The sequence below is a fragment of the Thomasclavelia sp. genome (assembly GCF_017889095.1).
GTDB lineage: Bacteria > Bacillota_I > Bacilli_A > Erysipelotrichales > Coprobacillaceae > Thomasclavelia.
In genome coordinates this window covers 1-11,710 of record NZ_JAGHEW010000041.1, presented here as the reverse complement: position 1 = coordinate 11,710, position 11,710 = coordinate 1, and the positions used below count along the sequence as shown (strand labels likewise).

Here is an 11,710-nt window from a genome sequence, read left to right as displayed (position 1 = left end):
AGGTAATTAATCATATAGAGCCTAACTATATACCTTTAATTACGCTCACATTATAACAAACAAGTATCACACAAACATCACACATAACATTTTTTGAGGCAAATAGTTAAAAAAAATTAAGCATTTTTTAAAAATAACATAAAAAAATTATTTTTCTTTAATTTTTCTAAAATGTATTAAAACAGCCTATTTATCGAGTAAAGTCGATAATATGAGATAGTTGATATTAAGAAAATAAGAATTTATAGGATTTATAAAAGTAATGAAACAAAATATTTTGTTTTGCTTTCAAAAATGCTACAATATAAGCATACATTTTAAAGAGGAAAGAAGGTTAAAATATGATTATAGGGATTCCTAAAGAGATAAAAAATAATGAAAATCGTGTTTCAATGACTCCTGCTGGAGTATATGCTTTATGTAAAGCCGGTCATCAAGTTTATGTCGAGACTATGGCTGGTAATGGTAGTGGTTTTAGTGATCAGGAGTATATTGATGCTGGTGCTACTATTGCAAATGTTGATGAAGTTTTTGCTAAAGCTGATTTAATTGTTAAAGTAAAAGAATATTTAGAAAGTGAATATCATTATTTAAGAGAAGATCAAATGGTATTTACTTATTTGCATATTGCTAACAACAAGCCATTTGCTGATGCTTTAATTGATAGTAAAACTACTGCAATTGCTTATGAAACAGTCGAAGCTAACAATTCATTACCATTACTTACACCAATGAGTGAAGTTGCCGGACGCATGGCTGTTCAAATTGGAGCTAACTTCCTACAAAAACCTAATGGTGGACAAGGAATTTTATTAGGTGGTGTAACTGGTGTTTTACCAGCTAATGTCATGATCATCGGTGGTGGTAAAGTTGGTCTAAATGCTGCTAAAATGGCTCTAGGTTTAGGAGCTAATGTTCAAGTATTTGATATCAACACTAGTGCTTTAGCTTATATTGATGATATTAGTCATGGTACTATTCATACTGTTTATAGTAGTGAATATAATATTAAAGAAGCAATCAAAAACGCTGATTTATTAATTGGTGCTGTTTTAATTCCTGGAGCTAAAGCTCCAAAAATCGTAAGTGAAGAAATGGTTAAAACAATGAAACCTGGTAGTGTTATCGTTGATGTTGCAATTGATCAAGGTGGCTGCGTTGCAACTTGTGATCATGTAACAAATCATGATGAACCAACATTTACTAAATATGGTGTTTTACACTATTCAGTTGCTAATATGCCTGGTGCAGTTGCAAGAACTTCAACTATGGCATTATCTAATGCTACTTTACCTTATATTTTAAAATTAGCTAATCAGGGATTAGATGCCTTAAAAGAAGATCCTGGATTCATGAAAGGATTAAATACTTACCAAGGTAACTACACTTGCAAAGCAGTTGCTACAGCTTTAGATGGTGATTACGTTGAACCAAACGAATTAATTAAATAGTAAAAAAACAAACATCTGATAATCTTATTGGATGTTTGTTTTTATATCAAATATTAAATATCTTTTTCAACAAAGCCTTTAATTGCTTCTAAACTTTCGCCATCAATTAACATATCAAAAATCTTATCATACTGTTCACTGCTTAAATCTTCTAAAAAGCTCTTGTCATTATTAGGATATATCATATTAAATAATTTAAATGTCTTTTCTCTTGTGCTGCTTTTTTCATTATCCGATTATAAGCCGTTAGTTTAAGTTCTCTGTCTTCGTTAAACTCTTCCATCTTGTCTTTCATCTTTTTGCCCACCTCTGATTCAATTATATCATTAGTTAAACCGTTTGCAATTATATAGATCATTTTTTCTACATCATTAAATTCTTCTAACGATTTACATTCAACATATGTATTTATCTGTGAATCTGCACATAAATTCTAGTACCCATATTCACAAATTCCATCGTTCCATGATCATTATGACTTGAATAGGCATCAAATAAATATGGGCTTAATTCATAGACATCATTAATAAAGATTATCTGATATACCGGTTTGATTACAGGCGTATACTCTTCTCCCTTTCGAGCCTGATCGGCAATCCTTGAATAGCCATAGACCCAAAAACGTATCCCGTCTTCTCTTGAAAACTTCGCATTTTGCATTTCGATATCAATCTGCTCCCCCTGATCAGTTACTACCCGAATATCTAATACCATATCCTTATCTTCAACCTGATCAGCAATCAAATGCGGATTCAGGATCCTTAAAGATTCGACTTTAATCTTGATGATACCTTCAATCATCCGTTTAAGTAAATCATTGGATATCTCACTGTCATCACCAAAGGTGAACTTAAACAGGACATCATTTTTGAAATCGGTTATCTTTTTGATTTCTTTTTCTACTGCATTTTCTGTTTTTTCTTTATTATTTATTGTTTCCATAAAAACACCTCCTATTAACATATACTCCCATAAGAGACATTTTTACTTTTTTATTTTCAATTTTTTATTAAATTTTTCCTTTAAACAACAAAAAAACATGTAAATATAAAACTTTGATTCATTTTGTAAATAAGTATATAGCATGAGATAATTTACTTAATTAAAAGACAATTTATACAAGAGGTAAAATTATGGGAATCAATCATATGACCGGAACACCATGGCATGTGGAAAGAATGCATAGAAAAGAAGGTGACTCTAGACGTAACAAAAGAAGATGTATATATTACGATGAGGGTGAATGTAGGAACGTGCGTGTACCTTTGGTTAAATGTTCTGGATCTGCACATTGTATGAAATATAGAGAAAACTTGACTTATAATAATACAGAAAAAACTACTCCAATAAAGTTTCAGATTACTACTTATAAAGCTAAACCTAAGAAAAATAAAAAAGAAAAATGTTTTTATGATTATTGAACCTTCAAGTGATATTGGAAATAAATTAATCGAACATTTAAACGAAGATGGTTGTTTTAAATTTAAAGGACTATTTGAAAATTTTAGTAAATACCACGAGTACGATGAAAATGATATTAGAATGATTTTCTTAAAAATAGACGGTCAAACTTATATATGTAAATCAAAAAGCAAAAATTTGAGTGTTATTAAAAGTGATAATATTGTAACTGTATCATTAGATATAATAAGACTTAATAAAGACGGAGGTTATAAAAAAATACCTATAGACTCGCTGGTGTTGGATTTGATTTAGTTTACGGAAGATCAATAGTATTACAAAAAAAATAATACTGCTTTATGATTAAATATTTTAAAAATATAATCATGATAGCTACGTTTAATCTATTTATATTATCTTTTCAACTAAGAATATACAATATTTTACAAAAATTTATAAACGTGGAGGAATAACATATATCATTTAAGTTACATTTTAATAATAAATTTGGATGATAAATTTTTTAAAAGAACTTAAAAAGAAAAGTAAAAACATGATAATGTCAATATAAATTTCACCAAAAGTGTTAATTTATTTTTCACCAATTTGGTTCACTTTAATTATCCCTCGAGTGTATCTATAACATTTTGATTAAAACGAAAACCAGGAAAATATTATCATAGAATCAAAGAAAAGACAAAAAACAATGGAAAAATAGCAGCAACGAAAAAAAGAAGAATAAGATGAGCAAAATGCATTTTTCAAAAAAATATGATAATGCATGTATGAACGGAATTGTTAAAGTATAAGAGGAAAAGCTGAATTTAACAATTATCTGCAAATTGAATGAAGCACAAAAAAATTAAGGATGTAAAAATGTACTTGATTAACCATAAGACGCAAGGCATGTAATTAAAATTCGATAAATCCAAAAATATTAATAGATTTACTTAGGTTATATGTGGTGGTTTTATGATTTTTCCAAGAGAAAAACTATACCCTTGTATGATGTGGTCAATCAAGAAAATGTATATAAATTAGCAAGGGCATGTATAACAAAATGATAAACAACAAAAAATTCCAGTTCAAGCAGAAAAATGACTTTGAAAATGAAAGAATAAGTTTTAAATGGATTTATATTTATCAACTTGATTAACCATAAGACACAGGGCATGTAATTAAAATTAGATAAATTCAAAAATATTAACAGATTTGCTTAGATTTTAAGTACTGACTTTATGTTTTTTAAGAGAAAAACTATACCCCTGTATGATGTGGTCAATCAAATTTATCAATCAAAATATTTCCATCAATTATTTCACTATTTTAATCATTATAACCGAGTCATTTTGCAAATATTATCTTGTAATCATAGATTCATTTATAGTGTATTAATTTTGAATTACTTACTTTTAAATTAAATGATTTACTGTAGAGAAAAACGTCATAATTTTTTGTGTTATCATCATAAGTTGATTATTCTAAACTGAGTTAGAACCTATATATTTTTCTAATATCTTCAATGTCTTAACTCAATAGCATTGATGAAAAGAATCATTCTATTTTAAAAACATTTTCAATAATATTATTAAATTTAATAATTACTCCCATTTATTATTAATAAATCGACCAGGTTTATTATAGTGAATTACTTTTGCATAATTACCTGCTGCGGTAGCTTTTGATGGAATATCTTTTGTAACAACACTTCCTGCTCCAATTGTAGCATAATTCCCAATCTTTACATGTTCAACTAAACATACATTTGGTCCAATATATACTTCATCTCCAATTTCTGCCGCTAAATTTTTATTGGAACCTATAGTACAAAATTGTGATAAATTACAATTATTCCCTATTTTTGCACTACCATTCACAATTATAGGTCCACCATGTGCAATATATAAACCATAACCAATTTGTGTATCAAAATCGATTTGTATTTTATTTTTTATAAAAGAAATTTTATAAAAAATTCTCCCTATCATATTTTCAATCTTATTTCCTTGTGAAGCCATTCTAAACATTACATGCCATCTGATTGTACTACTAGTCAATATTCCCACTAGAACAATAAAAAAATTACAAGTTCCATAATATCTAAAAATATCACTTTTAATATATTTATAACTTTTTTTCATTATTTCCTCCATTTCCGTCCGCCTTCATCGTCCGGACACAAACATTTTATTAAAATTAATTTCACTCCAAACGTTTTATAGTATTTCTCAAAGGTGGTATACTATAGAGCACATGAAGATGAATAGGCTTTTCTGTCTTTTACGGAATATCCTGTATTATTATAAGTCGTCGTCAGTCTTTTAAGCACAAACAAGTAGGACCTAGAGCCTGAACACTTATTATTGCTATCACCTAACAGATATTTTACAGACTAACAATCAATACTGCCTCTCCTTTTTGAAAGGAATTTTCTTTATATTTAAAATTTACCTTTTTAGATATGCCAGTCTTAATGTTTGTAAAAAACTTATTGCTATTAAGGATATTCCTGAATAGTATTTTATTTTTTCTAAATTAAACTGAAGTCGTTTTCTAGTTTATCTTTTTTTACATTTTTGCCCCACATTTAAGTACAATTATTTTTCACACTTAATCGTCTAAATTTCTTCAAAAAAACTTTAGTATACTTGAATTTTTTTATCTTTAAAACTTTCAAATTAATGAAATTTAGTTTATATCATTAAATATTATATATATCAACAGCTTAAATCACACCTCAATCCTAGTCACACATAGTTCTAACGCATTGCTTCAGATAACCAGTATCTCCTAAAAGCGATACTAATTTATTCTTTATTTATGCTTGTAACGACTTCTTTTGTATTAAAATCTCTAACATTGATAGTGATTAAATTATGAATAATTCGGTTCATAATAACACCAGAACATATTCCACTACTTAAGCAAAGTACCATAATTCAATTTTATACATGTATAAATTATAGATATGTAATTAAAAGAAGTGTTTAACATAAACATTTTTAGACATAATAAAAATTTCTTTCATTATAAATTAGAAAGTCTATCATTCTCAAAATTGCAACAAAAGCCATAGCTATATACATAAATTAATGATACGATTTAAATTACTTATATATTTCGGTGTTAAACTACGTATTTGACAGTGCATATCGCACTAAATATTAAATATAATTTCTTTTTATTTATTATATTGCTAGACATACATTATAATGAAATTTATTTTTTCAATTACTAATAATATGCATTTTTTTCATTATTTTTTTTAACTCGTTTTTGTAACAAATTAATATAATAACAAAAAGTATAGTTTCTAAAAGATAAAATACAAAATTTGATTTATTAATATAAAATAATAAAAACGATTGAATAATTAATAATGCATAAGATAGATAGTCTCTTTTTAAATTGAATTTTATCTTTATTATTTTAGTAGTATAGCTACATCTTATAACCCAAACAATCCAAAAACTTATTGTTGTTGAGATAGCAGCACCAATTGTTCCTATAAAATTTACCAAAACTATATTAAGAATTATATTTACAATTGCACCAACAGCTGAAGATAAACCGAATATTTTTGAGTTTTTAGATGCTGCAAATATCCCCCCTATATATCCAGAAAGTGATCCAAATAAAACAGCAATCAATAAAAATGGAACATACTGCCAAGCACAATAAAATGAATTAATATATAAATATTTTGCTAGTAATTTTGCAGTTATAATTAATACTGAACATATAACGGTCATACAAAAATTATACATATTATACATATTTGAAAAAAAGCCATAAGTATCTTCTTTATTAAAACTTTTGACAGCAGATAAAGTCCATGCTTGTGAAAAAATCGTTTGAAAAATATTTAAAATTGATGGAATTTTATAACCAACAGAATAAATACCATTTGCTGAAATCCCACAAAGCCAAGTAATAACATATCTATCAGAAACATTATTTATCCACCATGATATAGAATTGGCAATAAGCGGTATACTATATTTTGTCATTTTTTTACTTAATAATATATCCTCTTTTCTATGTGATTTTTTCCTTTTAATATCTAATTTAAAAATTAGATACACAGCTTGAATAGAAACACCTATTATATTAGCAAGAAAATAGCCTGTTAAACCAATTTTCAAATACAATAAAAAAAATATATTTAAAAAAATTATAACAGTAGAGCTTAATATACTTGAAATAGTTAAACTAGCTATTTTATCAATTCCCCTAGCATATGAAGTTAAAAGTGTATTAAATGTTGTAGCTACAAATAACAAAAAGAAAAAAAACAAATATTGATTAAACACAGAAAAAAAATTAAATATTCTATTTAGCAAACAAAATAAACAGCATATTACTATACCAATTACAGAATATATAATACCTATTTGAATTATATTATCATTATTCTTATCTAAAGAAAATCTTAAGACCGCATCAGCAATATTCAAAGTAACTATTGGTACCATAAGTATTACAGTAGTGTTTAATAAATCATATATACCATATTGTTCTGTTGTTAAAACACTTGTATATAATGGTACCAAAAAAAAAGTCAAAAATTTTGTACTAAATTGTCCTATTGATAATATTCCTAAATTTTTTAAAAGATATTTATAATCTTTCATAAAATCAACACCTCCAATTTTGATCAATTGTAAGTATCTTTTTTCAGTGCCTTTGCAGATTTATATAAATATAGCCTTGCATATGTTATAGGAAAGATACCAGTTAAATACATTTTAATTTTTGTTGTTTTTTTAAATTAGCATTATGAATTGATGGAAAAAATAACATACGATTTTGTTTTTTACATTCTCTATATAGAGAATAAAATCTTTTTTTAGAGTTCGTTGCTGTTATTAAAAGTAATATAAAATAATAATTTTTCCAAATATGCCAATTAACTGCATTCATAACAGTTGCTGATTTTATTTTCAATTCTTTTTTTATTGTTTTAATATTGCTTAAAGCATTTATACCCATTTGCACATTATAATTTGTTAAACCACTTTCCGTATTATTTAATCTATAATTATATACTTTTTTGTGACCTAAACCAACATAATTTGAGTTTTGTGCCGCAGTAACTATAAAATATAATCCTTCTCCAGACCACGGAACAGAAAAATCAATATTGTTATTTTTTAATAAACTAGTTTTATACATTTTGTTCCAAGGCCCAATGATAATATATGGATATAATAGTGATGCTACCGCCTCTTCTGAAGTAATCTTCTTTATTGAATCTTTATTAATTTGAACCCTATCCCTTGTTGTAAAAATATTGTCTGTCATAGCCATTTCTGCTCCAGTCGTTTTTATAATTTTAACCATATATTCCACAAAATCTAAAGACAACCAATCATCACCATCAACAATTACAATATACTCTCCACTTGCTATTTTTAGTCCTGCATTACGTGCAGAACATGTACCCCCATTTTCTTTGTGAATAACAATAATTCTATCGTCTTTTGCAGCGTATTTATCACATATTTCAGCACTTTTATCAGGTGAACCATCATCTATTAAAATTATTTCCAAATTTTTATATGTTTGATTACATATAGAAGTTATACATTTGTCTAAAAATCTCTCTGATTTATAAATTGCTACTATAATTGAGATTTTATCCAATGAATTTGTTTCATATGATTTCATTATTTTATACTTCTCCTTAATTTTATATTTTTCAAATCTCTATCCAAATAAAACTTTGATTCATTAATTTTTTTATATAATTTTTCATATATATTTTTATAATCATATTTATCATTGTATTGTATTGTGTTTGAGTTATATATTATAAGTTTATTATTACAATCAATAATATTTAATAAATCTAATAAACGTGAATTTTGAGATTCTTTATCGTTGTTAAAAAATCTTTCAAATACAACAAATCTTTTTTTATATATTATAGAAAAAATCAAACCGTGAAATGAATCCGTTATTACGTATTTTGCATTAGCTATTAAAGATACAAATTCATCAACTCCTACATTAACTATCAAATCCTTATTTTCAATAAACGATGAATCCGAATATCCTATTATTTTCAATTTTAAATTTTTATCATTGCTGAATCTTTTTACCGCTTTCCAATGGTTTTTGTTGTCTCCTAAAAAATAGCACAATATGTAATTTTCTTTTGAATTATGTTTTATTTTTAATAATTTATTCCATTCTTCACTATTTAACAGTAAAGTTGGATCAACAACTTGTATAATCTCCTTGCTCATTATTTTAGATATAATTTTAGCACCTGTTTGTTCTCTAATATAAATACTATAAAAATCCTTTAAGCTTTTTTTTAATCTTTCTGTTTCTTTTTCATTTAATTCAGAAACACCTAGACTAGGAGCATATGCTAATTTGATTGAATATATATCATTGTAATCTCCATAATAAAATTCATGGTATACCTTAGGATTCCATATTTGATCACTTCCAAATATAATAACATCAAATTTATTGCATATAGCTATATACTCATCTTCATTTGTAATTAACCTAGTTTTATTAAGTTTATCAAGAAAACAATTTAATTTTTTATTTCTTTGTCTTATATCTTTTTTATATCGATTTTTTTTTATAAAAACATTTGCTTTTTTTAAAAGATATGGCAATGATATATTCTTTCTTTTTTTTGTATATATTTCTGGTGGTTCAAAATTTATCAACTCTACATTATAACCATCATTTAATAAAAAATTTTGTAATGCCATTGCTTGTAATCGCGTTCCATAATTATCATAATAAAACCATGTAACAATGCCTACTTTCACATTTAACCTTCCTTTCCCTGAAATATCAAACTTAATGACGGATTTGAATATAATCCTATAATTAAGATATTAATTAAGAACATTGTTTCCCATAAAGTTACTATTTCAACATAACTTAAAATTAATATAGAAAATAGACCAATAAGTAAATCAATATGTATAGAATCAATAGCCTTTAATCCTTTATTAATTTGAAAAAAAATAAAACCATAGTAAAACGCATAACCGAGAAATCCAAAATTTGTAATAACTGCAAAATAATTATTATGTAAATTCATATCATTAGTCCATACAATCGAATTTGAACCGATTCCTGTAAGCCATTTTACACTACTATTTTTAAAAATGCTAATTGTATTAATCCAAATTACTTCTCTACCCGTATATAATCCCTTATGCAAAAATGGAATTTCAAAATACACATGATTCAAATACATGTTGCTATAAATAAAAGGAAAAATAGTTCCAATTGATACTATTATAATAAAAAACAATAATACAAATTTTTTTTTATACCAAATATTTTTCTTAACAAATAGAAAACAAGCAACAAAAAAAATCATTGAAATTAATGATCCCCTACACTCATAATTTACTAATGATATAAAACACATCACAATTTGCAAAAAATAAAAAATATGCGTATATTTTTTATATAAATACTTATAAAATATCATATTATAAATAAGAGAAAAAAATGCAACCATACCCATAGTATTAGTATTTATATAGCCATATTTATCACTTATAAAGATTTCAAAATATCCAAACGATTTAATAAAAATATAAATACTCATAAACAAAAAAATGAAAAAGAGATACTTCATATCTTTTTTTGAAAAATTGATAACGGAGTATACCACATAAACCATCATACTATATATCATTGTTAATACACTACCTACTCCTCCGCCTGACAAAATAATTGACATTAATAAATAAAAACAAAATAGCATAATATAAATTATTTTAGTCCCTATCATATTTTTCTTTGAACCGACAATGTGTGAAAATATTATTAGAAAAACTAGCATTAAATTAAGATAATAACATATTGTACTGTAGGTATTAAATAATGTTATATTATAGAAAGATAAGCAGTTTAAAGTTAATCCAAATAATACCAATTTATTTACAGTAATCTTCATAATTCAATCCCACTTTCTTTAGTAAATTAAATGCAGCATTTTGGGGAAGAATAACGTCTAAATTAATGCTATTTATTAATCTATTATTATTCGGCTTTTCTAATATTAATCGTATTTTATTTGAAATTTCTTCAATATCTGATGTATCATAAATGATATCTGTTTCACGAACGTTTTCTAATATTCCTATACTGCCAACTTTATTTGATATTAAAATGCTACTTCCTATTATCAATGCTTCAATAATTGATAACCCAAAAGTTTCAAAAGAACTATTTAATATATTTAATTTTGATTTTCCCATCAATTGCATCAGTTTATCTCTAGGTAAAAATTCTATATATTCTACAAAATCATATTTATCAAAAAAATTAGTACTTTCATAGTTTTTGCCAACCACAGTACATGTTATATTTGTTGAAAGTTCATCGTTTATTTTCTTTATTGCATCACAAATTACTTTATTATTTTTTCTAGGCATATCTCCACCTATTAATAAAATATCCGTAATATAATTATTGCATCTAGGAATTTTTATTAACTTACTGTAATCAAGACAATTATAATTATAATCAAATTTATCTCGATACTTATACTCCCTCTTTTTCATAAAATCCATAAATTTTTCTGATACACAAAATATTTTATCAACATTTTTAAAAATAAAGTTTTCATATTTATTATCTTGTTTTACCCGTTCTAATAAACCGTTTATTTCGTCTTCATACGAAAGACTTCCATGCATTATATAATAAACGTGCTTTTTTAATATTTTAGAAATAAAAATAGCAAATTTATTCAAATTTGAAGATGATGTTAAAAAAATATATTTACAATTTATCACCATTAATAATGTTTCGATTATTCGATCTATTTTTTTTATTTTTTTTGAAAAATAGATGTTTTTACAATT

The 11,710-nt window shown here is 25.4% G+C and carries 11 protein-coding genes; 3 read left to right on the top strand and 8 right to left on the bottom strand.

Annotated elements, in window-relative coordinates:
- Positions 1-341: 341 nt before the first annotated feature.
- A complete protein-coding gene (gene ald / locus J7M77_RS01885; protein ID WP_296875430.1) occupies positions 342-1,451 on the top strand; it encodes an alanine dehydrogenase in 1,110 nt (369 codons plus the stop codon).
- Between the two features lie 53 nt (positions 1,452-1,504).
- Here the strand turns inward: ald and J7M77_RS01880 are convergent, their stop codons facing one another.
- Both J7M77_RS01880 and J7M77_RS01875 read right to left on the bottom strand, forming a co-directional pair.
- Positions 1,505-1,636 carry a hypothetical protein gene (locus J7M77_RS01880; protein WP_296875428.1) on the bottom strand — a complete coding sequence of 44 codons (132 nt, stop codon included), beginning with the start codon at positions 1,634-1,636 and terminating at the stop codon, positions 1,505-1,507.
- Between the two features lie 223 nt (positions 1,637-1,859).
- Positions 1,860-2,393 (bottom strand): PD-(D/E)XK nuclease family transposase, encoded by a 534-nt coding sequence (locus tag J7M77_RS01875; RefSeq protein WP_296875426.1) that lies wholly within the window; start codon positions 2,391-2,393, stop codon positions 1,860-1,862.
- 191 nt (positions 2,394-2,584) lie between these two features.
- Here J7M77_RS01875 and J7M77_RS01870 point away from each other — a divergent pair, with 191 nt between their 5' ends.
- Positions 2,585-2,872 carry a hypothetical protein gene (locus J7M77_RS01870; RefSeq protein WP_296875424.1) on the top strand — a complete coding sequence of 96 codons (288 nt, stop codon included), beginning with the start codon at positions 2,585-2,587 and terminating at the stop codon, positions 2,870-2,872.
- Positions 2,862-3,167: a hypothetical protein gene (locus J7M77_RS01865; RefSeq protein WP_296875422.1), complete on the top strand. Its 306-nt coding sequence runs from the start codon at positions 2,862-2,864 to the stop codon at positions 3,165-3,167. The genes J7M77_RS01870 and J7M77_RS01865 overlap by 11 nt, the downstream gene beginning before the upstream one ends.
- A gap of 1,286 nt (positions 3,168-4,453) precedes the next feature.
- Here J7M77_RS01865 and J7M77_RS01860 read toward each other — a convergent pair.
- From J7M77_RS01860 to J7M77_RS01835, 6 genes are all read right to left on the bottom strand, one after another.
- Positions 4,454-4,993, bottom strand: coding sequence for a hypothetical protein (locus J7M77_RS01860; RefSeq protein WP_296875420.1), 540 nt, complete (start codon positions 4,991-4,993; stop codon positions 4,454-4,456).
- A 1,086-nt stretch (positions 4,994-6,079) separates the two neighbouring features.
- A complete protein-coding gene (locus tag J7M77_RS01855; RefSeq protein WP_296875418.1) occupies positions 6,080-7,486 on the bottom strand; it encodes an oligosaccharide flippase family protein in 1,407 nt (468 codons plus the stop codon).
- A 103-nt stretch (positions 7,487-7,589) separates the two neighbouring features.
- Entirely contained in the window at positions 7,590-8,522 is a 933-nt protein-coding gene (locus tag J7M77_RS01850) for a glycosyltransferase family 2 protein (protein WP_296875416.1), read from the bottom strand.
- Positions 8,522-9,649: a polysaccharide pyruvyl transferase family protein gene (locus J7M77_RS01845; RefSeq protein ID WP_296875414.1), complete on the bottom strand. Its 1,128-nt coding sequence runs from the start codon at positions 9,647-9,649 to the stop codon at positions 8,522-8,524. The genes J7M77_RS01850 and J7M77_RS01845 overlap by 1 nt, the downstream gene beginning before the upstream one ends.
- Before the next feature lie 2 nt (positions 9,650-9,651).
- Entirely contained in the window at positions 9,652-10,797 is a 1,146-nt protein-coding gene (locus J7M77_RS01840) for a hypothetical protein (RefSeq protein ID WP_296875412.1), read from the bottom strand.
- A partial coding sequence (locus J7M77_RS01835) for a glycosyltransferase (RefSeq protein WP_296875411.1) occupies positions 10,778-11,710 on the bottom strand: 933 nt, incomplete at its 5' end. The genes J7M77_RS01840 and J7M77_RS01835, both read right to left, overlap by 20 nt.